Source organism: Vagococcus penaei (genome assembly GCF_001998885.1).
In the GTDB taxonomy this organism is placed as follows: Bacteria; Bacillota; Bacilli; order Lactobacillales; family Vagococcaceae; genus Vagococcus; species Vagococcus penaei.
The window spans coordinates 1,888,293-1,912,257 of sequence record NZ_CP019609.1; the positions used below are offsets into that span (position 1 = coordinate 1,888,293).

Here is a 23,965-nt window from a genome sequence, read left to right on the forward strand (position 1 = left end):
GTGAAAGGACGTGTGCCAGTTGGAAATGAAAGCTTTTGAAGGTATCGATAAAAACGAATTATCAATGATTGAAGTTGCTCACGCTATTTTAGAACAACGTGATCGCGGCGATATTATTGAATTTTCTGATTTAGTTAATGCAATTCAAAATTATTTAGGCAAAGCTGATAGTGAAATTCGTGACGTGTTACCACAATTTTATACAGATTTAAATATAGATGGTAGCTTTATTTCTTTAGGAGATAACCGTTGGGGATTACGTGGATGGTATCCAATTGATTCGATTGATGAAGAAGTATCTGGTGTTGACGAAGATGAGGAAAGTAAACCACGACGTAAAAAACGTAAAAAAGTAAATGCCTTCTTAGGTTCTGATGATGATGCGATTGATTATAATGATGATGATCCAGAAGATTCAGAATTAATCGAACATGATGACGATTTGTATGATGATGAAGAAGAAGACGAAGAAGATGAAGCAAAAGAAATTAAAGAGTATACAAGCGATTTATCTGAAATTGGTGCAGATCATGATGTTGACGACGAGGATGAAGTTCCAGAAGGCGTTGAAGATGATTTAACAATTATTGAAGATGATGATTTGTTTGCTGATGATGAAGACGAAGACGAAGAATAATTAATCACTTAAAGAGTATCTTTCGAGATACTCTTTTCTGCTAAGGAGTTGTTTAAAAATGGAGTACTTTCATGAAATTATCAAGTACATTGTATTATTATTGAATAGCTTTTCGATTATTATCTTACTTTTTGGTGTGGTTAAAGCTTTTTTTGATTTTTTTGGTAATGAATTTAAAAACGGTGATCGCTTTGTGATTGCTAAAAAAAATAATCGTATCAAACTATATTTAGGGTCATATATTTTGTTAAGTTTAGAAGTATTAATTGCATCGGATATTATTGAAACAATTATGAATCCTTCAGTCGATGACATCTTTACACTGGCAGGAATTGTGGTTATTCGAACGGCTATTTCTTATTTTTTAGGCAAGGAAATGGAACATACGGAAACTGATTAAATTAGGTTAAGTGAGTGCTGCAACTGCGTTTGGTTGCGGTACTCACTTTTTTATTTACTAGTGTGTATGAAAGTCAATTTAATTTCCTAAGCACTTCGGTTGACTTTGTGTTATTAAAACGAATACAATACAACTATACCAAAATTAAAATTATCATCAGGAGGTTTAATATGATTGGATTATTAGAGTTAGACAAACATTATAAATTATTTATTGATGGCAAGTGGACAGAAGGCAGCGAAGGTAATAAATTAGATAGTCATTCGCCAATTGACAATCGTCATTTAGCAACGTTTATTGATGCGACTGATGCCGATGTTGATGCTGCTGTAGCTGCTGCTAAAAAAGCTTTTCCAGCTTGGAAAGATTGGTCATTAGTTGATCGTAGTAATCTATTAATTAAAATTGCGGATGTCATTGATAAACACGCTGAGCATTTAGCAAAAGTGGAATCACTAGATAATGGAAAACCTATCCGTGAGACTCGTGCAATTGATGTCCCATTAAGTGCAGATCATTTCCGCTATTTTGCTGGAGTGATTCGTAGTGAAGAGGGTTCTGCTCAAGCATTTGATAAAAATACTTTAAGTATTGTCTTACGTGAACCAATTGGTGTCGTTGGTCAAATAGTCCCATGGAATTTCCCTATTTTAATGGCTGCTTGGAAATTAGCACCAGCTTTAGCGGCTGGTAATACGATTGTGATTCATCCGTCGTCATCAACGTCATTAAGTTTATTAGAATTAGCCAAATTGATTGGTCCAATGCTGCCGGATGGCGTATTGAACGTTGTGACTGGTAAAGGTTCTAAATCCGGCGAATACATGTTGCACCATGAAGGTATTAATAAATTAGCCTTTACTGGTTCGACAGAGGTTGGTTATAATGTTGCTAAAGCAGCAGCTAGTCGTCTGATTCCATCAACTCTTGAGTTGGGTGGTAAATCAGCAAATATTTTCTTTGATGATATGCCATTTGACAAAGCGGTTGAAGGGGCTGAATTAGGTATCCTTTTTAATCAAGGTCAAGTATGTTGTGCAGGTTCAAGAATTTTTGTTCAAGAAGGTATTTACGATCGATTTGTGACGGTGTTAAAAGAAAAATTTGAAGCAGTTGTTGTTGGAGACTCGTTAGATGAAAAAACACAGATGGGTGCTCAAATTAATCAACGTCAAGTCGATAATATTTTGAAGGCAGTTGAAGCTGGACGCCAAGAGGGTGCTACTATTTTTACTGGGGGCTACCAATTAGACGGCAAATTGGCCAATGGTTGTTACGTAGCGCCAACACTGTTAACTGATGTGACAAATGAGATGACTGTGGCTCAAGAAGAGATTTTTGGTCCAGTTGCAGTTGTCATTAAATTTAAAACAGTTGATGATGTTATCAAGTTGGCGAATGAGTCTGATTATGGTTTAGGTGGAGGTGTCTGGACATCTAATATTAATACGGCCTTAAAAGTTGGTCGTGAGATTGAAACGGGACGGATTTGGGTCAATACATATAATCAAATTCCAGCGGGTTCACCATTTGGTGGATACAAGAAATCTGGTATCGGCCGGGAAACACACAAAACAATTTTAGAAGCTTATACACAGATGAAGAATATCTATATTGATACTAGCGAACATGGCTTTGGTCTATATTAAAAGGTAGCTAAGATTAAAATTTTCAGAAATCTATATGAAAATTGTGATTTTACTAGCAAATGTGGCAATAGTTTGGTAAAATAATAACTGTTAGCTAAGCAATAACTTAGCAAATCGATATCCAATTTAGGAGGAAGTTAATTATGGCATTAGTATCAGCAACAGAAATGTTAAAAAAAGCTAGAGAAGGTAAATATGCAGTAGGAGCTTTCAATACAAACAACTTAGAATGGACTAAAGCAATCTTACAAGGTGCTCAAGAATCAAATGCTCCAGTTATGATTCAAACATCAATGGGAGCTGCTAAATACATGGGCGGTTACCAAGTATGTTATGACTTAGTAAAAGATTTAATTGATTCAATGGGTATCACTGTTCCCGTAGCTTTACACTTAGACCACGGTGAATACAAAGATGCAATTGAATGTATTAAAGTTGGCTATACTTCAGTTATGTTTGATGGCTCTCATTTACCATTTGACGAAAACTTAGCTAAAGCGAAAGAAGTTGTTTCTTTTGCGCACATCAATGGCGTGTCTGTTGAATGTGAAGTTGGTAGCATTGGTGGAGAAGAAGATGGCATTATTGGTGCTGGTGAATTAGCTGATCCTAACGAATGTAAATTAATGTCAGATACTGGTATTGATTTCTTAGCAGCTGGTATTGGTAACATTCATGGTGCTTACCCAACTAACTGGGCTGGATTAAGTTTTGAAACATTAGAAGCTATTGCAAACGTTACTGATGGTAAACCATTAGTATTACATGGTGGTTCTGGTATTCCTTTAGACCAAATCCAAACTGCAATTGCACACGGTGTATCTAAAATTAACGTAAACACTGAATGTCAAGAAGTCTTTGCAGCAGCAACTCGTAAATATATTGAAGAAAATAAAGATTTACAAGGTAAAGGTTTTGACCCTCGTAAATTATTAGCTCCTGGTACACAAGCAGTAGTTGATTTAGTTAAAGAACGTATCGAATGGTTCGGTTCTAAAGACAAAGCATAAAAAGTTAGTTTAAACTTTTAAAAAAGCAATTAGACCTTTTGGCCTAGTTGCTTTTTTAATTCCATGATTTCAATTACTATAACTTTTTTTATATGTTAGAATATGCTAGAATGATTAAGAATATAGAATAATTGATGATTGGTAGCTGCTTTAAGTATAAAAGCAGCTTTTTTCAAGTGTAAAGTGAGGATATAAATTAAAATGAAACGAATGATTATAAATGGTGGTAAGAAATTAAGTGGTGAAGTAACTATTAGTGGGGCTAAAAATAGTGCTGTGGCATTAATACCTGCTGCTATTCTAGCGGATTCTCCAGTAATCTTAGAAGGTGTTCCGGATATCCAAGATGTTCACTCATTAATGGAAATATTAGAAATGATGGGTGTTAAAGTAAGTTTTAATAATCATCGAATGGTGATTGATCCTACTAAAATGGTGTCTATTCCGATGCCAAGTGGTAAAATTAATAGTTTACGTGCTTCTTATTATTTTATGGGAGCCCTGTTGGCTAAATTTGGCGAGGGTGTTGTTGGTTTGCCTGGTGGCTGCTATTTAGGTCCTCGTCCAATCGATTTACATATCAAGGGTTTTGAGTCTTTGGGAGCTCAGGTAACGACGGAACATGGAGCGACTTATCTAAGAACAAATGAAAATGGCCTTGTGGGCACACGAATTTTTATGGATATGGTGTCAATTGGTGCAACGATTAACGTTATGCTAGCAGCGGTTAAAGCTAAAGGTCGTACGGTGATTGAAAATGCTGCACGGGAGCCCGAAATTATTGATGTGGCGACACTTTTAAATAATATGGGTGCCAAAATTCGTGGTGCTGGCACGAATGAAATTAGAATTGATGGTGTGGAAGAATTGCATGGTTGTCGTCATTCGATTATTCCTGATCGAATTGAAGCGGGTACATATCTTTCATTAGCAGCAGCTTACGGTGAAGGTATCCGGGTACAAAATGTTATCTATGAGCACTTAGAAAGTTTTATTTCTAAACTAGAAGAAATGGGCGTTCATATGGTAATTGAGGAAGATGCGATTACTGTTAATCCAGTACGTCCATTGAAAGCGACAAATATTACCACAGTTCCTTATCCTGGATTTGCAACAGATTTACAGCAACCTATTACACCATTACTGATGACAGCTAATGGGACAAGTATTATTATGGATACCATTTATGAAAAACGTGTCAATCATATTCCAGAACTGGTACGCATGGGCGCTAATGCGAGTATTGAGGGCAATATGATTGTCATCAATGGCCAAGAAGGTTTGAGGTTACAAGGTGCAGAAGTCTATGCGAGTGATTTACGTGCTGGGGCTTGTTTAGTAATTGCTGGTCTGATGGCTGAAGGAACCACTAAAATTTCTAATGTTGGCAATATTTTACGTGGATATGATAATATTATTGAGAAATTAACTGCTTTAGGAGCAGATGTTTACATGGAAGAAACTGATAGTGAAGAGGATGAATAATGCGCGATTATTTAACAATGGGAGAATTAGAGCATAAAACTTTAAAAGAAATTTATGCTTATGCAAAAGACTTTAAAATTCCATATTATAGTCAAATGAATAAAAAGGAACTATCTCTAGCCGTCATCCGAGCACAAGCAGAAAAACAAGGCTTTTTCTTAATGGAAGGTGTGCTAGATATTGTATCTCAAGACGGTTATGGTTTTTTACGACCAATTAACTACACGTCAAGTAAGGAAGATATTTATATTTCGACCTCACAAATTAGACGTTTTGGTTTACGGAATGGGGATCTAGTTGCCGGTAAGGCACGTCCACCAAAGGAATCAGAGCGTTATTATGGTTTAATGCATGTTGAGAGTGTTAATGGTAAAAATCCAGAAGAAGCAAAAGAGCGTCCGTATTTCCCAGCCTTAACGGCGCTTTATCCAGACAAAAAATTACGCTTGGAAACGACAGATGGTCGTCTAGCAACACGAATGATTGACATCTTTGCTCCTGTCGGTTTTGGTCAACGCGGGTTAATTGTGGCACCACCAAAAGCTGGTAAAACAAGTGTCATTAAAGAAATTGCTAATGGTATTACGGCCAATCATCCCGATGTTGAGTTAATTGTTCTACTGATTGACGAACGTCCAGAAGAGGTAACAGATATTGAACGCAGTGTGAAAGGTGAAGTTGTATCGTCAACGTTCGATCAACTGCCAGAAAATCATACTCGGGTTGCTGAACTCGTATTGGATCGTGCATTACGTCTAGTTGAAGATAAGCGTGATGTGGTTATTCTGATGGATAGTATCACGCGTTTGGCACGAGCGTATAACTTAGTGATTCCGCCAAGTGGTCGTACGTTAAGTGGTGGAATTGATCCCGCAGCATTTTATAAGCCAAAACGTTTCTTTGGAGCAGCACGTAACATTGAAGAAGGTGGAAGTCTAACAATTCTGGCAACAGCTTTAGTAGATACTGGCAGTCGAATGGACGATATTATTTATGAGGAATTTAAAGGTACTGGTAATATGGAACTTCATTTATCTCGTGAATTAGCCGAACGACGTGTATTTCCTGCAATTGATATTAAACGCTCAGGAACACGACGTGAAGAGATGTTAATGGCGCCTAAGCACTTAGAGGAAATTTGGAAATTACGTAATAATATGCAAGGTGGCTCAATTGAATTAACTCATCAACTATTGACATTCTTAAAGAAAACAAAGACCAATGATGATTTTTTTGAGGCGTTCAAAGACGTATCATTTTCTAAAAAATGAATTGCTTATCTAGATAATTCATGTTAAGATGTTAATTGATTAAAAATCAACTCTGTCTCAGCAAATGATTCAGGGCAAAGGAGAGAAAAGAAGAATGAAGCAAGGAATTCATCCAGAGTACCATCCAGTAGTTTTTATGGACTCAACAACAGGTTTTAAATTTTTATCAGGTTCAACTAAAACAACTGAAGAAACAATCGAGTGGGAAGATGGTAACACATACCCAGTAATCCGTGTCGAAGTAACTTCTGATTCACATCCATTCTACACTGGACGTCAGAAATTTACTCAAGCAGACGGACGTGTGGATCGTTTCAACAAAAAATATGGTCTTAAAGACGAAAACGCTGAAGCATAATTTTTATTATGTGAGCAGTTTGAAAGGATCTTACCCTTGTGGTAAGGTCTTTTTTGTTTGGATCGATTAAATATTTTTTTACGGTAAAATAATCGATATGGTCATGGTTATGTTATAATGGTGGCATCATTTTAAGGAGTGGATAAGTATGCGTGAGAAACAAAGAGACATTCAAAAAGCACTACATGTATCTGATAAAATTGATTCTAAAATGGAAATAGCTAAGCGGGTTACTTTTTTAAAAGATTACCTTAAAGCCCATCCTTTTTTAAAAAGTTTCGTGTTGGGAATTAGTGGGGGACAAGATTCAACCTTGGCTGGAAAATTAGCACAATTAGCTATTCAAGAGATGCGTGATGAAACAAACGATATGAATTATCAATTTATTGCGGTACGTTTACCATATGGGGCACAAAATGATGAGGAAGATGCCGAACAAGCTATAACTTTTATTCACCCCGACCAACAATATGTGGTTGATATTAAGCCAGCTGTTGATGCATTAGTCAGTGAATTAGCTACTCAGTCAGCTATTCAAGTTAGCGACTTCAATAAAGGGAATATTAAAGCTAGACAGAGAATGATGGTGCAATACGCAGTTGCAGGAGAAAATTATGGTGCGGTGTTAGGAACGGATCATGCAGCTGAAAACGTTACGGGATTTTTCACAAAATTTGGCGATGGAGCTGCTGATTTGTTGCCCTTATTCGGTTTGACTAAACGTCAAGGTAGAGCTTTATTAATGGAGCTAGGTGCTAATGAAGCCTTATATATGAAAATTCCGACAGCTGATTTAGAAGAAAATCGGCCAATGCTAGCAGATGAAGATGCTTTGGGTGTTACATACCAGGCAATTGATGATTACTTAGAAGGAAAAGATGTATCTGAGAAAGATGCGAAAACAATTGAAAATTGGTATGCTAAGACCGAACATAAACGTCATTTACCTATCACGATGTTTGATACGTTCTGGCAAAAAAATAATTAGAAAGAGGCTCTTTAAACTGTGAGACACTATTTCAAGTTACCTAGTGTGAAATGGATACTGGCTAGTATAGCAACGCTAATTGTCGTGTTTTTAAGTCATGCACTATTACAAGCAGGTCAAAATGCGTGGTCATGGCAACTGGTTGGGAAATTTATTTTTTTGTGGCATACTGAAAAATTTTTCTTGGGCAGCATTGTTTTATTAGCACTAGATTTATTAATTATTGCGATTGTAGGTTCCGTTATTTACGGTAATCTAATTTATTTTATTAGTATCACGGGATTAAGTATAGTCACTTATCTAAAAATGTTTTATCGAGAAGAACCAATTTATCCAGATGATTTAAAAATGATTTTACAGGTTGGTATGTTTCACGATATTTTGGGAAATACAATGTTTATAGTAGTTTTAGTGGTCAGTTTGGTCTTCAGTGGTTTTTTAGTTTGGTGGATAATAAAATCACGTTTGCTACCCAAAAACATCCAGTGGCTACGCTTAATAGTCGGTTGTGTTAGTTTTGCTTTGCTTTTCTATGCGACTAATTTTAATCAGCCTAATAATATCTTAAAGAAAGGCTATGATCGGTCGGCATTATGGATTCCGTATAGTCAAAAAATGAATTATTATAATGTTGGCTTTGTCGGTGGCTTTTTATATAATACGACAGTTGAAGGAATGGCCGAGCCTGAAGGATACAGTAAAGAAGCAATTAACAAAATTGTGACTAAGTATAATCAAGTCGCTCAACAGGCAAATGATGTAAAGGAAACGTCAGAAAAGCCTAATGTTGTTTATATTATGGCAGAAAGCTTTTCAAATCCCAATTTACTAAAAGATGTTACAGTCACACCAAATCCACTTGTTGATTATCAAAAAGTTGCGACTAAATCAACTATCTCGGGTCAAATGTTGTCCCAAGGTTATGGAGGTGGCACGGCGAATATCGAATTTGAGGCACTGACGGGTTTTTCAATGGCTCTGATGTCTCCCCAAATGACAACGCCGTACACTATGCTTTTACCAAAACAAAAAAGCTTTCCATCGGTTGTTTCTAATTTAAGTCAGCAAGGATACCAAACAACAGCAATTCATCCCTATAACACATCGATGTATAAACGGAAAGATAACTATCAATTACTTGGTTTTGAAACGTTTAAATCTGAAAAGACGATGAAGCATACTGATAAATTAACACCTGAAAGTTATATTTCTGATGAATCAGCTTTTAATGAAGTGTTAGATCAATTAAAGCAACAAGAAGAGAAACCGCAGTTTGTTCATTTGGTGACGATGCAAACACATATGCCGTATAATACAAAGTATCAACAGTCCGACTACCAGACTAATGTAGAAAAAAATCAGACAAGTATTGTCAATTTTGCTCAAGATATCGCGTATACATCACAGGCATTAGCGTCATTTATGAAAGAATTGGATGAGTTATCTCGTCCCACTTTGGTCGTTTTTTGGGGCGATCATTTGCCGTCAATTTATCCAGAAGAAGTCGTACAGGTTAATACGCAAGAAGCACTACATTTAACCGAATTTTTTGTCTCGAATCCTTTTGATCAAAAAAAAGAAACGAATCAAGTGATTAGCCCAATTTATTTCCAACAGTTCTTATCGGAAAAAACGGGGATTGAAGAAACCGGATTTGTGGCTTTACTAAAAAAATTACACCATCACTTACCAGCTTTTGAAAATCAATCTTATATGTATCAAAATCGCTGGGAAAAAAATGTGTCGTTATCACCTCGAGCTCAAGAAATCTTTGATGAGTATCAATTAATCCAATATGATAGTGTTTCCGGTCAGCGATATGGTAAGGCATTATTTACTAGTCAATCTAATTAAGGAGTTTTAAGGATGAGCTTTAAGAGTAAAGAGAATCAAATATATTATAATCCTGTACGTAGGGCGATTTTAAATTACGAGATGATACAGCCAAATGAAAAAGTTGCAGTCGGTCTTAGTGGTGGAAAAGATAGTACGACATTATTGACTTTACTTGATACAATTTCTAAACAAAAGCGTCTTGGCTATTCATTTGAGATTATTCCGATTGCGTTAGATTTAGGATTTGATATGGAATTAGCCCCCTTAAGTCGATATGTGGAATCGTTAGGCTATCACCTAGAGATAGTGCCAACAAAAATTGCTACCGTCGTTTTTGATATTCGCGAAGAAAGTAATCCCTGCTCGCTGTGCGCAAAGATGCGTCGAGGTATTTTATATACTAAAGCAAGTGAGTTGGGGTGCACAAAAGTCGCGCTTGGCCATCACTTAGACGATGCTGTTGAAACTTTTTTTATGAATTTTTTCTTTCATGGTCTATTGGAGAGTTTTCAGCCAATAACTTATTTAACACAAACTCAGATTAGTATTATTCGACCATTACTTTACATTGAAGAACAGGATATTCGACGGTTTGTCCAGGAAAAAGAGTTACCGGTTATCTTTAATCCTTGTCCAGTTGATAAAAAGACAAAGCGTGAAGAGATGAAGCAACTAGTGTCAAGATTATCACAAGAATATCCATTGTTGAAAAAAAGATTTATTCAGAGTATGGAAACCAATACAATAGATACAAAATGGCATCGCTAAAAAACCGTTCTAGATAGAGTTAACTCTGCCTAGAACGGTTTTTTAATGTGATAAATCAATAATTTTTGTTGCAATCCGGTCGATAAAAGCTTGATTATGGTCGACAAAAAGGAGAGTGGGCTTGTCACGTAAGATGACGTCTTCAAGTTGTTGATGATTAAATAAATCAAGATAATTTAGAGGCTCATCCCATAAATAAAATTGAGCAGGGGTAATTAGAGATTTAGCGACTTCAACTTTTTTTTGTTGTCCCATACTCATTCGTTCAATCGGATTAACAAATAAATTCCGCTCGATGCCTAATTTTCGTAAATTGGCTAATAACTGTTCGTATGATAGATGGTGCTTCTCACAAAATTCTTGTAAGTCACCCAAGTTGTCTGAATATAATTGGCGAATCGTACTCCAATCTTGATTGGTAGCATGATGGATTATTCCAGTCATTTGTCCAGAGAATTGCCCCAAGATTGCTTCAATTAACGATGATTTACCAGAACCATTTGGTCCAATAATTGCGACCCGATCCCCTTGATTAATATCTATTGTAATAGGATCAAATAAAGGCTGTTGATCAAAACTCAGTTGAAGATTTTCTAATCTAAGTATGTTGGCATGATGATCGGGCTGATAGTTCATTGTCAGTGAATCAGCAGTCTCGATATTTTTTAATAAGGCAGATTTTTCAGTGATTTGTTGGTCCATACGATTCAATAAATTTTTTGATTTTTTCATCATTTTTGCGGCACGTGCACCGATATATCCAGTGTCACCAACAGATCCACTATTTTTAATATGTGAGCTACCATATTTATCTTTTTCACGTGATTGTGACCATTCGGCTTTTTTAGTTGCCGTTTCCTTCAATCGTGCAATGTCTTTTTTTAAAATGTCATTTTGATGACGTTCAGTTTGGTCCTCGAGCTTTTTTTGTTCTAGATAAGTTGTATAATTTCCTTGATATAAAACAATTTTACTTTTATCCAGTGATAAAATATGGTCGACTACCGAATCAATGAATTGTTGATCATGGCTAGTGACAATGAATCCTTGTTGCTTATTTTTTAAGTAACGGGCAACTTGCTGACGGCCTAATAAATCCAAGTGATTGGTTGGTTCATCGATTAATGGGAAAGCAGATTTATCAGCAAATAATAATGCTAAGAGGACTTTTGTCTGTTCACCGCCAGATAGGGTATCAAATGGTCGCCATAAACAATCACCAGTTGTCCCTAGTAAAGTCAGTTCTCGTTCGATTTCCCATAATTCAACAGTTGAAAGGTCAGTCAATAAGTCATAGGTCATTTTTGTCGGATCATCAATAGTCATAGGAAAATAGGTAAATGGTAATTGGTGTTGGACTTGTCCGTTGTATTCCAGCTTATTCATTAATAAATTGAGAAAGGTTGACTTACCACGTCCATTACGACCAATTAAGCCAAGTTTCCATGAAGCATCAATAGTCAGTGTAACGTCGTCGAATAATAAGTCAGGTGCACCATCATATTGAAAACTGAGTTTGTTAATATCGATTTTACTCATGTTATCCACGTCCTTTTGTTAGTTTGACACAAAAGAAAAGACCAATTCTTTTTAGAATTGGTCATAAATAGACAAATAGATAAATTTCCCCACTAGCTACGCAGTTGGTTTGGTTCATCCATCATTTATTATCGTCCACCAATTCTAAAAATCCACAGACTAATCCTATGTGCTAAAAATAGGAATGCTACTATGTGATTTTTACTAAGAAATTGGTTTAGATTTTCAATGGATGATCCCTCGCTTTCGTTAAAAATATCCTAACATGGTTGATTCATAAAATCAACTGTTATTAAAAAAGTTGATTTAGTTTAATTATGCAGTGAAAATAACGATAAGATGCGACTATTTTTGCTATCATCACAAAATTATGGTATAATTTTAACGTGATAGATATTAGAAAGAGTGAGCGATTTCGCTCACTCTTTTTGATGAATTCCTTGATGAGCCTGAAGGAGGCAAAGATAAATGGCAAACGTTGTAGAAACCGTCACTGATTTGGTGACACCAATTTTGGCTGAAAATACTTTTGAGTTAGTAGATATCGAATATGTAAAAGAAGGAAAAAACTGGTTTTTGAGAGTATTTATTGATAAAGAGGGCGGTATTGATATTAATGAATGTGTCTTAGTCAGTGAACAGCTGGGCGAAGCACTTGATACAATTGACCCAGATCCGATTCCACAAGCCTATTTTTTAGAAGTATCCTCACCAGGTGCGGAGCGACCATTAAAAAAAGAGGCCGATTACTTAAATGCAATAGGTGACTATATTAATGTGTCATTATATCAACAAATTGATGGTGAAAAACAGTATCAAGGGTTTCTGAAGGAACTAACAGATGATACGTTGACATTAGACATTAAAATAAAAACACAAGAAAAAAGAATGACATTTGATCGTAAAAATATCGCTAAAGCAAGATTAGCAATTCAATTTTAAATGGGGGTTTTGAAAAGATTATGAACAAAGAAATGTTAGGAGCTTTAGATGCTTTAGAACGCGAAAAAGGCATTTCAAAAGCAATCGTCATTGAAGCTTTAGAAGCTGCAATGGTTTCAGCTTATAAACGCCATTATGGACAGGCACAGAACGTCGAAGTTGAGTTTGACGAAAAAAAAGGTGATGTACATATCTATTCTGTTAAAGAAGTGACAGAAGAAGTTATGGATTCTCAATTAGAAGTTAGTTTGAAAGAAGCCTTGAAATTGAATCAAGCTTACGAGATCGGTGACATGATTCGTTTTGAAGTAACGCCTAAAGATTTTGGTCGTATTGCTGCACAAACAGCTAAACAAGTTATTTTACAACGCGTACGTGAAGCAGAGCGTTCAATTATTTATAATGAATTCAGTGCATATGAAAATGAAATCATGCAAGGAATTGTCGAGCGTCAAGACCGTCGCTATATTTACGTTAATTTAGGAAAAATTGAAGCTGTCTTATCGAAGCAAGATCAAATTCCTAATGAATTATACCAGCCACATGACCGAATTAAAGTATATATTTCAAAAGTTGAAAATACATCAAAAGGACCACAAGTTTACGTTAGTCGTAGCCACCCAGACTTACTAAAACGTTTGTTCGAACAAGAAATTCCTGAAGTATATGATGGTGAAGTCGAAATCGTAAGTATCGCTCGTGAAGCTGGCGATCGTGCGAAAGTTGCGGTTAAAAGTGATAACCCAGATATCGATCCAGTGGGTACTTGTGTTGGGCCTAAGGGTCAGAGAGTTCAAGCAATTGTGAATGAACTTAAAGGTGAAAATATGGATATTGTTGAATGGAATGCTGACCCAGCAGTTTTTATTGCAAATGCATTAAATCCAGCACAAGTTGTAGACGTAATTTTTGATGCGTCACAACGTGCATGTACAGTAATTGTGCCTGATTTCCAATTATCATTAGCGATTGGTAAACGTGGGCAAAATGCTCGTTTGGCTGCTAAGTTGACAAACTTTAAAATTGATATTAAGCCTGAATCTGAATTAGAATCAATTAAAGAAGAATTGGAAGCAAAAAAAGTTGAATTAGAAACAACTTCAATTGTTGAAGAAGCTGTTGAAGAAGTTGCTGCACAAGTGGAAGAAGAAATAATTTTCCCTGAAACAACAATCGATATTCCAGTGACAACAATCGAGATTCCAATTTCTGATAATGACGACACTGAAAAATAAACAGCTAAATAAAAGACTAAGGGAGGCGAAGTAGATGAAGCAAAGAAAAATTCCGATGAGAAAATGTGTTGTTTCTAATGAAATGAAACCTAAAAAAGAAATGATACGCATTGTTCGTTCTAAAGAAGGCGTAGTATCCATTGACCCAAGTGGTAAAATGCCAGGTAGGGGTGCTTATCTTTCTATGGAGCCTAATGTTGTACAGTTGAGTTGGGATAAGCATGTGTTGGACCGTGTGATTGAAGCGGATTTAACAGATGAATTTTACCAAGAACTTCTGGATTACGTGAGTCATCAAAAAGCTAGAAGAGAGTTATTTGGTAATGGAAAATAATCAAAAAGTTTTAAATATGTTAGGCTTAGCGATGCGTGCTGGAAAATTAGTTTCTGGCGAAGAAACAACATTGAAGGCTGTTAAAAGTGGTGACGTATCATTAGTTATTATTGCTGCAGATGTTAGTGATAATACTAAGAAGAAAATGCATGATAAATGCTTAACTTATGATACGCCGATTGTGATGTTTATGACAAAAGCACATATCAGTCATGCAATTGGCCGTAGTCGGTCGATTATTGGTATTAAAGATCGGGGTTTTGCTCGAAAAATGCGTGAGCTGATGGCAAACTAATAGAATTAGGATGGTGATAGCATGAGCAAAAAGCGTGTACACGAATTGGCAAAAGAATTAGACGTGACAAGTAAAGTGATTGTGGAAAAAGCTCAGACGTTAGGCTTAGAAGTGAAAAATCACATGAGCACTTTGTCTACTAATGACGAGGCAAGTATTCGTCAGCAATTTCATAAAAAAACCGCATCACCGGTAGATAAAAATCAAACGAATAAAGAACAGGTTAAGGCAACTAAGCCGACTCATTCCCCTAAAATGAATGAGAAAAAAACAAATAGTAAGGATGATCACGTGAGTAATCAAAATCAAACAAATAAAAGTACTAATCAACAAGGTAATCGAGGCGGAAATGCCAAAGGGAATAACCGTCCAAATAATTTTAACAAACGTAATAACCGTCGTAAAAAAGGTAAATATCAAACATCTAATAAACCAGCTGTACCACCACGTAAATTTAAAGAATTACCTGAAGTGTTAGTTTATACTGAGGGCATGAATGTTGCAGATATTGCGAAAAAAATCTATCGTGAACCAGCTGAAATTATTAAAAAATTATTTATGTTGGGTGTTATGGTTAATCAAAACCAAGCATTGGACAAGGATACAATTGAATTATTAGCAACTGATTATGGTATTGAAGCAGAAGAAAAAATTCAAGAAGATGTTGCTGATATTGATAAATTCTTTGAAGCAGATGTCATTAATCCAGATCATTTAGTGACACGACCACCCGTTGTAACAATCATGGGACACGTTGACCATGGTAAAACAACATTATTAGACACGTTACGTCATGCGAAAGTAACTCTTGGCGAAGCGGGTGGGATTACGCAACATATTGGTGCGTATCAAATCGAAATACAAGATAAAAAAATTACTTTCTTAGATACACCTGGACATGCGGCATTTACAAGTATGCGTGCACGTGGAGCAAGTATTACAGATATCACAATTTTAGTTGTCGCTGCTGATGATGGTGTAATGCCACAAACAGTTGAAGCGATTAATCACGCCAAAGCGGCTAATGTGCCAATTATTGTTGCTGTTAACAAAATTGACAAACCAACTGCTAACCCTGACCGTGTCATGCAAGAACTAAGTGAGTATGGTTTAATTCCTGAATCTTGGGGTGGAGATACAATCTTTGTGCCGATTTCAGCAAAATTTGGTGATAACATCGAAGAATTACTTGAAATGATTTTATTAGTTTCTGAAGTGGAAGACTTAAAAGCTGACCCAACACAACGTGCAATCGGAACGGTTATTGAAGCGCGTCTTGATAAAAGTAAAGGACCTGTTGTAACGTTATTAGTACAACAAGGAACCCTGCATGTTGGTGATCCAATTGTTGTGGGTAATACACATGGTCGTGTGCGTGTTATGACTAATGATGTTGGTCGTCGTGATAAAGAGGCTGGACCAGCAACACCAGTTGAAATTACGGGTCTAAATGATGTCCCACAAGCGGGAGACCGTTTTGTTACCTTTGAAGATGAAAAGACTGCTCGTTCAGCTGGTGAAGAACGTGCGAAACGTGCGTTATTAGAGCAACGTTCAGTCAATAGTCGTGTGACATTAGACACACTATTTGAAAGTCTGAAAGATGGTGAAATGAAAGAAGTTAATGTCATTATTAAAGCTGACGTTCAAGGATCTGCGGAAGCCTTAGCTGCTAGTTTAAATAAAATTGACGTTGAAGGCGTACGAGTGAAGATTGTTCATAGTGCGGTTGGTGCGATTAATGAAAGTGATATTACATTAGCTTCAGCAAGTAATGCCATCATCATTGGTTTTAACGTTCGACCAACACCACAAGCCAAGAGCCAAGCGGATCAAGAACAAGTGGACATTCGTTTACACCGTATTATTTACAAAGTGATTGAAGAGATTGAAACAGCAATGAACGGAATGTTAGATCCTGAATTTGTTGAAAAAATTACAGGACAAATGCAAGTTCGTGAAACTTATAAAGTATCTAAAGTTGGAACAATTGCTGGTTGTTATGTGACAGACGGATTCATTCGTCGTGACAGCGGTATCCGTTTGATTCGTGATGGCATTGTTATTTTTGAAGGTGAGTTAGCTAGTCTGAAACGCTTTAAAGATGATGCCAAAGAAGTTAAAATGGGATTTGAGTGTGGTGTAACTGTTGAAGGATACAATGACGTTAAAGTTGATGACGTTATTGAAGGATTCATCATGGAAGAAGTAAAAAGAAAGTAAAATAGCCTAACTTAAAGTAGGAGGTCTGGAAAATGGCAAATTATCGTCATAGACGTGTGTCTCAAGAAATTTTGCGTGAAGTAAATGATATTTTACAAAAAAAAGTAAGAGATCCTCGAGTTCAAGGTGTAACAATCACTGAGGTTGACTTGACAGGTGATTTACAAGAAGCCACGATTTATTATACGTCGTTGGCAGAATTAGCATCTGAAAGAGAAAAAATTCAAAGTGGTTTAGATAAAGCAACTGGTTTAATTCGTCGTGAATTAGGCCAAAGACTACAAATATATAAAACACCAGAAATAAAATTTGAAGTCGATCAATCGGTTGCTTACGGGAATCATATTGATGAGTTAATAAATAAATTAAATCAATCAAATGAAAAGTAACTAAATAGATGAGGGGATTCTTAGGGCGAGATATATTTTGTTATGCCCTAAGAATTCTTATCTATTTTTTTATCTTTTTTTTGCTAGCAAAATTAAAAATTATTAAGGACTTTGTGCTTTTAATGATTATTAATAGTGTAATGTAATAAATAGTGGTACAATGTGTGATGAATAAATCTAGGCAATCACTTAAAAAATAGGGGGAATAAGCTATAATGGAAAGCTTCTCATTAGATCCAGCATTACAATTAGCGTCCGTTGCGATTAAAGTCAAAGATCTTGATAAAATGGAAAATTTTTATCGTCATGTTGTAGGACTTGACTTAATTAACGAAGAGAATGATATGGCTATTATGGGCTTAGGTCAAGACAAGAAAAAGTTGTTAGGTTTGGTATATACACCACATGCCAATTTAGATGCTAATCAAGGAACTGGTTTGAATCACATGGCATTTGTATTCCCGAAAAGGGAACAGTTAGGCGCTTTTATTCATCATTTATTTAAACTAAATTATCCAATCGATGGTGAAAGTGACCACGGTTATTGTGAAGCTATTTATATCACAGATCCTGAGGGTAACCGTTTGGCATTTGTTTGGGATAAGCCAAAAGATGAATGGCCTCTCCAAAATGGTCGTATCAATGGTGTCACAAAGTCATTAGATTTACGCAAAGTAACAAAAAAAGCAAAAGATGAGTATGTGAAAGTTCCAGAAGGTACAAAGGTAGGGTATGTGCACTTATCTGTTTCAGATTTAGATCAAAGTCATGATTTTTATACTCGGTTACTAGGCTTTGCGTTAAAAGATGATGATTTTATTAATATGCATTATTTGACAGTTAACGACTACCATCATCATATTGCTTTAGATAGCTGGACACCAGCTAGTAATGTGCGCAACGTCCAAGAAGATGATTTAGGTGTTGATCATGTCACATTCTCTGTACCAAGTTTTGATAGTTTAGTCGCTCTAAAAAATCATTTGGAACACGAACATGCAGATTTATATTTTAATAAAGGTAAACAAATTATTGGGATTACTGATCCTAATGGTATTCAATTATGGTTCAGAGTTTTTCCTAATCAATAAAAATACGATGTTAATAAGTTATTATTAACATCGTATTTTTTTGTATATTAAGAGATAAAGCTAAGTATTAACAGTTGATTTAGGTGGGATTTCAAGTACTAATCCTAATGCTAATAGCGTCGCAATTAAAGACGTACCACCTTGACTTAGGAATGGTAAGGGAATACCTGTTAAAGGTAAAAGACCAATAGACGCGCCAATATTTTCGAGTGTTTGAAATAGTAGCATAAAAATGATTCCAATACCAATATAACTATTAAATAGTGAATTACTATTAACGCTTGTAGAAAAAATTTGGTAAAACAAATAAAAATATAAAGAAATGACTGCTGTGCAACCTACAAAACCATATGCTTCTCCGATAAATGTAAAAATCATATCTGATTCTCGTACAGGTACGTACACATTAATACCCAATGTCCCTTTACCAAATATCCCACCAGACCCAATGGCTTTAAGGCCCTGAACTTGTTGATAACCAATCGAGTTAGAAAATTCAAAAGGGTTCGCCCAAGCTCGAACACGGTTTAATTGATACGTTTTAAAATGTAAGGCTTCTAAAACATGTTGACCAAAATCTGTAAAAACTAACGTAATGAGTAATCCTCCAAGTAAGCTTGCAATGGCAACAAGTGACAAAACAATACGCCAATTCATCCCTGAGGCTACAATTAACGCCCCTAGGATAAATAGGAAGACTAGTGACGTTCCGAAATCTTTTGGCATAAACATTAACCCAAATAGTGGCAGACTATATAGTAGTAACTTACCTAATTTTTTTAAGTCTTCTTGCCAAGAGGTAATTTTAGTTGGTTGGTTATTGGTTACTAAAAAACGTGAAACAAATAAAATGTAGGCAATTTTAGCAAATTCAGACGGCTGAAATTGAAAACCACCAATATCTAGCCATCTTTTAGTTCCAGTTAATTGAAACATCACCGGATCATAAAAAACATATAAAGACAACATGAGACATAATGAAAAAGCATAACAATAAGGAGTAAGTTGCCAAATAAATTTTTTATTTATTAGTCTTAAGCAAAACATACCGACTAAGCCAATCAAGCTAAAGAGTAGTTGTTTGAGTGCTTGTTGTAAGGCTAAGTCACGATTATCATAAAATGCGACCCAATACTGTGACCAAATACTTAGAAGAACCAATAAAAAGATTGGTAACAGTAGGGCATAATTGATTGTGTTCATTCTTTTTTTTAATTCATTAGACATAATATCATCCTTTAATAACTAGTTACAAATCAATACGTTAAAGACTGTAACATAATTTGTTTAAAAAACATATATTTTAAATAAGGTTTAAAAAAAACCTAATGAATTCAAAAAAATAAAAACAATTAAGTTTTTATTTTTTGTGATTTTTTTATCAATTATTAATTTGTTTAGAGCTCTAAACAAATATTTGGACAGATAATTGTTGTTTTATCAGTGATTAACTGATTTTTTAAATCAAAAAAGAATTGCTCAATAAATAGTTGAAAAAAAGATAAACTATTAATAAATCGTTTTCTTAATGAAATGGTTTTCATTTAGCTGTCAATTTAGTACACTTTTTTTGTTGGCAATTTAGTCTAACATAATGATAAACAACAGAATTTAGGTGAATGAGATGTTGACTTTTAGTCAGGTCACAAAACAGTTTAGACATGACCAGACAATCATACAGGCAGTTAAAGATGTGAGCTTTCAGGTTAATACTGGCGAAGTTTTTGGAATAGTTGGTGAAAGTGGTTCAGGAAAGTCAACCATTCTTAAACTGATTAATTTGATGTCGAAGCCAGATGAGGGTCTGATTTTAATCAAAAAAAAAGATGTCACGAAATTTTCTGGAACTGAAATCAGACAGACAAAACAACAAATGGGTATGATTTTTCAGCAATTTAATCTACTACATAACGTTACAGTATTAGATAATGTATTATTACCAATGAAGTTAACCAAACAAGTGAATGTTGAGTTAGCACGTGATTGGCTTGATTTTGTCGGGTTATCAGATAAATTAACAGCGTATCCATCACAATTAAGTGGTGGGCAGCAACAACGCGTGGCAATTGCTCGTGCATTAATTAAAGATCCAGAATTAGTGTTACTTGATGAAGCTACTAGTGCTTTAGATGAACAAGCGACACAAGATGTGATTGATATTTTGAAAAAATGTCAACGGACTAAACAAACGACAATGGTTGTTGTCAGCCATGAATTAGATGTTATCAAGTCACTTTGTACTCGCGCAATTGTTTTAGAAAAAGGGCGGATTGTAACGGAAACAGCTGTTAAGTCACTACCAGAAACTGCTCATCAGTCACAGGTGACCTATCCTGAAAAAATTAGGGAGGTCTTAACTCGATGACTTATGTTGAAACACTTCTCTATTATGCACCTGAATTTTTGAGGGCGTTCAAAGAAACCGGATTAATGTTACTAATTGCTACATTGAGTGGGGCAGTGATTGGATTAACGATTGGTTTAATTTTATTTCTAACACGAAATGAAGGGTCGTATCCACATAAAGTTTTGTATCAACTATGTAATGTATATGTGAATATTATGCGCTCTTTCCCATTTCTACTATTAGTTGTGACGGTAATTCCAGTGACTCGTTTAATTTATGGGACAGCTTTCGGAGCATTAGCAGCATCCTTTCCATTAAGTTTAATTGCTGTTGCAATCTATGCTCGTTTGACTGAGCAGGTTCTGTTAGATCTCCCAAGTAATGTCTTAGATTTAGCGAATTCATTAGGTATGACATGGGTCCAGTTAATTAGGCAAATATTGTTAGTTGAAGCAAGAAGTGGCTTGATTTTAGGGCTAACGTCAATGGTGATAAGCCTTGTCTCCTACTCAACCGTTATGGGAGTTGTTGGAGGTGGTGGAATTGGTGATTTTGCCATTCGGTACGGTTATCAACGTTATGAATATAGTGTTATGTATACCGCTGTATTTATCATGATTTTATTAGTTGGTGCTATTCAGTGCTTTGGCACGTGGCTAGCAAAAAAAATAGATAAAAGAAAGTAGGAAAATAAAAATGAAAAAGAAGTTATGGCTAGTTGGTTTAGTTAGTTTGTTGGTTGGGGTGACTGCTTGTGGACAAAAAAATACGTCTAGTACGAGTAAAAGTACTGATGAAAAAACTGAAGTCACGAGTGACAAGGTAATTAAAGTTGCTTCACATATGACACCAATGACTGATATCGTGACAGTCGCATCGAAAGAAGCAAAAAAAGATGGTTGGCAAGTAGAATTAGTTCAAGTCAATGATAATATTCAATACAATGAATTGTTAAATAATCAAGAAGTAGATGCTAATTTTGCCCAACATGAACCTTATATGCAAAAATATAATCAAGAAAAATCTGGTAATTTAACAGCTATTCAAAAAATTTATAATGCGAAGGTAGGTTTTTACTCAAAGAACTACCAAGACATTAAAGAGATACCAAAGGGTGCTAAAATTGCGATTCCTAGTGATGTATCAAATGAAGGTCGAGCGTTAGCAATGCTAAATGATCAAGGATTAATTACTTTAAAAGATGGTGTTGGTTTTGAGGGTACAACGAAAGATATTGAAAAAAATGATCAAGAGTTTGAATTTGTTCCTATCGATTTATTAAATTTAGCAGAAGCATACAATGAGGATGATATGGCATTAGTCTATAATTACCCAACATATATTGCAAAAGTTGGTTTAACACCAGATGATGCACTATTTGTGAAAAAAAATGTCGATGAGCGTTTTGCAATTTCTTTAGTTGCTCGTGAAGATAATCAGGATTCTGAAAAAATTAAAGCATTACAAAAAGCGATGACGAGCCAAGCAGTGAAAGATTATTTGGAAAAAAATCATCAAGTGACGGTTATTCCTGCATTTTAAGCTGTAATTGTCACAGATGGTTATCTTAATTCCTGATCCATGTTATCTTTGGAAAAATAAAAGGTTAAATTGATTGAAGGCTTTCAGCAAATGAAATTGTTGAAAGTCTTTTTATTGTTTATTTGACAAGTGTTTGTAATTGAATTGTCATCGTTTTTTTGGCAGTATGGTAACGAGGAGTGATAATTATGAGTATCCATGTGATGTGGTTCAGAAAAGATTTTCGATTATTAGATAATCAAGCGCTAAATCTAGCTATTAAACAAATGACTAATGCAGATCGCCTAGTTTGTGTATTTCAAATTAATCCACAGCAATACCGAGAAGGGACAGCTAATCACGATTATTTTTTCACAACAGTAAAAGCCTTTTTTGATAGTCATCCGGAACTAGCCGTCCATTATCTGTTTGGTGACCCTTTAGATTCATTTAAACAGTTAAAGAATAACTATCCAGATTGGGACTATTTATATTTTAATGAGGATGAGTCGTTATTTGGATATCAAAGAGACCAACAGGTGATTGAATTTTGTCGTGATGCTGGGATTCAAGTATCAACTAAACCGGATAATTATATTCATTCAGCGAAAGTTGTGGTCAAAGATGATGGTACACCTTATCGTGTCTTTACACCTTATTATAAAAAATGGCTTACGCTACCAGTCGATTTAAGCAATAGTCATCAAGCGGATATTGGATCAGTCACTATCCAAAAACCACAGAATGACCAACAAAAATCTGGAGAAAGTGCAATGTCACAATTAATAACTAAAAGTCAACATGATTTTTTACAAGAAATTGGTGAAGACGTGGCAATGAGACGTTTAAAAAAATTTCTTCGAACTGGGTTAGCTTTATATGAAAAAAATCGCGATATACCGAGCCTTGATGGAACCAGTTATTTATCGCCTTATTTAAAAACGGGCGTCTTATCAATTCGTGTGATTTGGCAGTTGTTAATCGATTGCGATGAATCAATTGGGCAAATAACATTTATGAAAGAATTGGTGTGGCGTGAATTTTATAAAATGATTGATGTGTATCATCCTGAGCAACGAACCAAAGAACTACAATTACATTATCAACAATTACCTTGGCGTCAAAATCAGCATGATTTAAAAAAATGGGCTGCTGGGTTAACTGGTTTTCCATTGATTGATGCAGCTATGCGTCAATTAAATACAACAGGTTGGATGCACAATCGTTTAAGAATGTTAACTGCTAGTTTTTTAACGAAAGATTTATTAGTAGATTGGCGTTTAGGTGAAGCATATTTTGCAGCTCATCTAATTGATTATGATCCAGCGAGTAACGTGGGGGGATGGCAGTGGGCTGCATCAACTGGAACGGATGCTGTTCCTTATTTTCGAGTCTTCAATCCCACAACGCAAAGTCAAAAAATTGATTCAGAAGGAATTTTTATTCGTCGATTCCTCCCAGAACTGCGAGATGTACCAATTAAGTATATTCATGAACCGCATTTGATGTCAAAAGCCGAACAAGAAAAGGCTCATTGTTTAATTGGGAAGGATTATCCCTTACCAATGGTTAATCATAAAGAAGCACGTGAGTTAACAATGCAATGGTTTAAACAACACAAACAATAAAAAGATTAAAAAATAATGA

23 protein-coding genes are annotated in these 23,965 nt (G+C 35.4%); 21 read left to right on the top strand and 2 right to left on the bottom strand.

All coding sequences use genetic code 11. The features are described from left to right. The first annotated feature begins 19 nt into the window (after positions 1-19). The 10 genes from rpoE to BW732_RS08985 all read left to right on the top strand — a co-directional run bounded on the left by rpoE (position 20) and on the right by BW732_RS08985 (position 10,402). A complete protein-coding gene (rpoE, locus tag BW732_RS08940; protein ID WP_077276426.1) occupies positions 20-637 on the top strand; it encodes a DNA-directed RNA polymerase subunit delta in 618 nt (205 codons plus the stop codon). A 58-nt stretch (positions 638-695) separates the two neighbouring features. Further along, entirely contained in the window at positions 696-1,037 is a 342-nt protein-coding gene (locus BW732_RS08945) for a DUF1622 domain-containing protein (protein WP_077276427.1), read from the top strand. 170 nt (positions 1,038-1,207) lie between these two features. Continuing rightward, positions 1,208-2,686 (top strand): aldehyde dehydrogenase family protein, encoded by a 1,479-nt coding sequence (locus tag BW732_RS08950; protein ID WP_077276428.1) that lies wholly within the window; start codon positions 1,208-1,210, stop codon positions 2,684-2,686. A 143-nt stretch (positions 2,687-2,829) separates the two neighbouring features. Continuing rightward, positions 2,830-3,696: a class II fructose-bisphosphate aldolase gene (locus BW732_RS08955; RefSeq protein WP_077276429.1), complete on the top strand. Its 867-nt coding sequence runs from the start codon at positions 2,830-2,832 to the stop codon at positions 3,694-3,696. A gap of 201 nt (positions 3,697-3,897) precedes the next feature. Then, the gene (locus tag BW732_RS08960; RefSeq protein ID WP_077276430.1) at positions 3,898-5,181 is read left to right on the top strand and encodes a UDP-N-acetylglucosamine 1-carboxyvinyltransferase; all 1,284 of its coding nucleotides are present in this window, start codon (positions 3,898-3,900) and stop codon (positions 5,179-5,181) included. Next, the gene (rho, locus tag BW732_RS08965; protein ID WP_077276431.1) at positions 5,181-6,452 is read left to right on the top strand and encodes a transcription termination factor Rho; all 1,272 of its coding nucleotides are present in this window, start codon (positions 5,181-5,183) and stop codon (positions 6,450-6,452) included. Before BW732_RS08960 ends, rho begins: the two co-directional genes overlap by 1 nt. Positions 6,453-6,546: 94 nt before the next feature. Beyond that, positions 6,547-6,810 carry a type B 50S ribosomal protein L31 gene (locus BW732_RS08970; RefSeq protein WP_077276432.1) on the top strand — a complete coding sequence of 88 codons (264 nt, stop codon included), beginning with the start codon at positions 6,547-6,549 and terminating at the stop codon, positions 6,808-6,810. Positions 6,811-6,958: 148 nt separating this feature from the next. Next, complete coding sequence (gene nadE / locus BW732_RS08975) at positions 6,959-7,798, top strand: ammonia-dependent NAD(+) synthetase (protein ID WP_077276433.1); 840 nt, start codon at positions 6,959-6,961, stop codon at positions 7,796-7,798. Between the two features lie 18 nt (positions 7,799-7,816). Then, positions 7,817-9,652, top strand: coding sequence for an LTA synthase family protein (locus tag BW732_RS08980; protein WP_077276434.1), 1,836 nt, complete (start codon positions 7,817-7,819; stop codon positions 9,650-9,652). Positions 9,653-9,664: 12 nt separating this feature from the next. After that, a complete protein-coding gene (locus BW732_RS08985; RefSeq protein WP_077276435.1) occupies positions 9,665-10,402 on the top strand; it encodes a tRNA 2-thiocytidine biosynthesis TtcA family protein in 738 nt (245 codons plus the stop codon). Positions 10,403-10,444: 42 nt separating this feature from the next. Here BW732_RS08985 and abc-f read toward each other — a convergent pair whose 3' ends face one another. Continuing rightward, positions 10,445-11,941 (bottom strand): ribosomal protection-like ABC-F family protein, encoded by a 1,497-nt coding sequence (abc-f, locus tag BW732_RS08990; RefSeq protein WP_077276436.1) that lies wholly within the window; start codon positions 11,939-11,941, stop codon positions 10,445-10,447. A gap of 468 nt (positions 11,942-12,409) precedes the next feature. Here abc-f and rimP point away from each other — a divergent pair, with 468 nt between their 5' ends. From rimP to BW732_RS09025, 7 genes are all read left to right on the top strand, one after another. After that, entirely contained in the window at positions 12,410-12,883 is a 474-nt protein-coding gene (gene rimP, locus BW732_RS08995; protein WP_077276437.1) for a ribosome maturation factor RimP, read from the top strand. Positions 12,884-12,903: 20 nt separating this feature from the next. Then, positions 12,904-14,118: a transcription termination factor NusA gene (gene nusA / locus BW732_RS09000; protein WP_077276438.1), complete on the top strand. Its 1,215-nt coding sequence runs from the start codon at positions 12,904-12,906 to the stop codon at positions 14,116-14,118. A gap of 34 nt (positions 14,119-14,152) precedes the next feature. Further along, positions 14,153-14,452 (top strand): RNase P modulator RnpM, encoded by a 300-nt coding sequence (gene rnpM, locus BW732_RS09005; protein ID WP_077276439.1) that lies wholly within the window; start codon positions 14,153-14,155, stop codon positions 14,450-14,452. Beyond that, positions 14,442-14,747, top strand: coding sequence for a L7Ae/L30e/S12e/Gadd45 family ribosomal protein (locus BW732_RS09010; protein ID WP_077276440.1), 306 nt, complete (start codon positions 14,442-14,444; stop codon positions 14,745-14,747). Before rnpM ends, BW732_RS09010 begins: the two co-directional genes overlap by 11 nt. A gap of 21 nt (positions 14,748-14,768) precedes the next feature. Beyond that, positions 14,769-16,970, top strand: a complete 2,202-nt coding sequence (gene infB, locus BW732_RS09015) for a translation initiation factor IF-2 (protein WP_077276441.1) — start codon at positions 14,769-14,771, stop codon at positions 16,968-16,970. A 32-nt stretch (positions 16,971-17,002) separates the two neighbouring features. After that, the gene (gene rbfA, locus BW732_RS09020; RefSeq protein WP_077276442.1) at positions 17,003-17,359 is read left to right on the top strand and encodes a 30S ribosome-binding factor RbfA; all 357 of its coding nucleotides are present in this window, start codon (positions 17,003-17,005) and stop codon (positions 17,357-17,359) included. A gap of 215 nt (positions 17,360-17,574) precedes the next feature. Further along, a complete protein-coding gene (locus BW732_RS09025) occupies positions 17,575-18,450 on the top strand; it encodes a VOC family protein (protein WP_077276443.1) in 876 nt (291 codons plus the stop codon). A gap of 60 nt (positions 18,451-18,510) precedes the next feature. On the opposite strand, the gene BW732_RS09030 is transcribed toward BW732_RS09025, so the two are convergent. After that, positions 18,511-19,677 (bottom strand): FtsW/RodA/SpoVE family cell cycle protein, encoded by a 1,167-nt coding sequence (locus BW732_RS09030; RefSeq protein ID WP_077276444.1) that lies wholly within the window; start codon positions 19,675-19,677, stop codon positions 18,511-18,513. 397 nt (positions 19,678-20,074) lie between these two features. Between BW732_RS09030 and BW732_RS09035 the strand changes: the two genes are divergently transcribed. The 4 genes from BW732_RS09035 (at position 20,075) to BW732_RS09050 (ending at position 23,946) form a co-directional block, all read left to right on the top strand. Continuing rightward, entirely contained in the window at positions 20,075-20,815 is a 741-nt protein-coding gene (locus BW732_RS09035; RefSeq protein WP_077276445.1) for an ATP-binding cassette domain-containing protein, read from the top strand. Further along, positions 20,812-21,483, top strand: a complete 672-nt coding sequence (locus BW732_RS09040) for a methionine ABC transporter permease (protein WP_077276446.1) — start codon at positions 20,812-20,814, stop codon at positions 21,481-21,483. The genes BW732_RS09035 and BW732_RS09040 overlap by 4 nt, the downstream gene beginning before the upstream one ends. Before the next feature lie 10 nt (positions 21,484-21,493). After that, positions 21,494-22,339 (top strand): MetQ/NlpA family ABC transporter substrate-binding protein, encoded by an 846-nt coding sequence (locus tag BW732_RS09045; RefSeq protein ID WP_077276447.1) that lies wholly within the window; start codon positions 21,494-21,496, stop codon positions 22,337-22,339. Positions 22,340-22,527: 188 nt separating this feature from the next. After that, positions 22,528-23,946, top strand: a complete 1,419-nt coding sequence (locus tag BW732_RS09050; protein ID WP_228414930.1) for a cryptochrome/photolyase family protein — start codon at positions 22,528-22,530, stop codon at positions 23,944-23,946. The last annotated feature ends 19 nt before the right edge of the window (positions 23,947-23,965 follow it).

Coding starts and splice junctions, on each gene's coding strand:
- BW732_RS09035 (WP_077276445.1), top strand. CDS start 20,075: ATGTTGACTTTTAGTCAGGTCACAAAACAGTTTAGACATGACCAGACA.
- BW732_RS08955 (WP_077276429.1), top strand. CDS start 2,830: ATGGCATTAGTATCAGCAACAGAAATGTTAAAAAAAGCTAGAGAAGGT.
- BW732_RS09040 (WP_077276446.1), top strand. CDS start 20,812: ATGACTTATGTTGAAACACTTCTCTATTATGCACCTGAATTTTTGAGG.
- BW732_RS09045 (WP_077276447.1), top strand. CDS start 21,494: ATGAAAAAGAAGTTATGGCTAGTTGGTTTAGTTAGTTTGTTGGTTGGG.
- abc-f (WP_077276436.1), bottom strand. CDS start 11,941: ATGAGTAAAATCGATATTAACAAACTCAGTTTTCAATATGATGGTGCA.
- BW732_RS09025 (WP_077276443.1), top strand. CDS start 17,575: ATGGAAAGCTTCTCATTAGATCCAGCATTACAATTAGCGTCCGTTGCG.
- BW732_RS08960 (WP_077276430.1), top strand. CDS start 3,898: ATGAAACGAATGATTATAAATGGTGGTAAGAAATTAAGTGGTGAAGTA.
- rho (WP_077276431.1), top strand. CDS start 5,181: ATGCGCGATTATTTAACAATGGGAGAATTAGAGCATAAAACTTTAAAA.
- nusA (WP_077276438.1), top strand. CDS start 12,904: ATGAACAAAGAAATGTTAGGAGCTTTAGATGCTTTAGAACGCGAAAAA.
- BW732_RS08970 (WP_077276432.1), top strand. CDS start 6,547: ATGAAGCAAGGAATTCATCCAGAGTACCATCCAGTAGTTTTTATGGAC.
- rnpM (WP_077276439.1), top strand. CDS start 14,153: ATGAAGCAAAGAAAAATTCCGATGAGAAAATGTGTTGTTTCTAATGAA.
- BW732_RS08985 (WP_077276435.1), top strand. CDS start 9,665: ATGAGCTTTAAGAGTAAAGAGAATCAAATATATTATAATCCTGTACGT.
- infB (WP_077276441.1), top strand. CDS start 14,769: ATGAGCAAAAAGCGTGTACACGAATTGGCAAAAGAATTAGACGTGACA.
- BW732_RS09050 (WP_228414930.1), top strand. CDS start 22,528: ATGAGTATCCATGTGATGTGGTTCAGAAAAGATTTTCGATTATTAGAT.
- BW732_RS08945 (WP_077276427.1), top strand. CDS start 696: ATGGAGTACTTTCATGAAATTATCAAGTACATTGTATTATTATTGAAT.
- rbfA (WP_077276442.1), top strand. CDS start 17,003: ATGGCAAATTATCGTCATAGACGTGTGTCTCAAGAAATTTTGCGTGAA.
- BW732_RS09010 (WP_077276440.1), top strand. CDS start 14,442: ATGGAAAATAATCAAAAAGTTTTAAATATGTTAGGCTTAGCGATGCGT.
- BW732_RS08950 (WP_077276428.1), top strand. CDS start 1,208: ATGATTGGATTATTAGAGTTAGACAAACATTATAAATTATTTATTGAT.
- nadE (WP_077276433.1), top strand. CDS start 6,959: ATGCGTGAGAAACAAAGAGACATTCAAAAAGCACTACATGTATCTGAT.
- rimP (WP_077276437.1), top strand. CDS start 12,410: ATGGCAAACGTTGTAGAAACCGTCACTGATTTGGTGACACCAATTTTG.
- BW732_RS09030 (WP_077276444.1), bottom strand. CDS start 19,677: ATGTCTAATGAATTAAAAAAAAGAATGAACACAATCAATTATGCCCTA.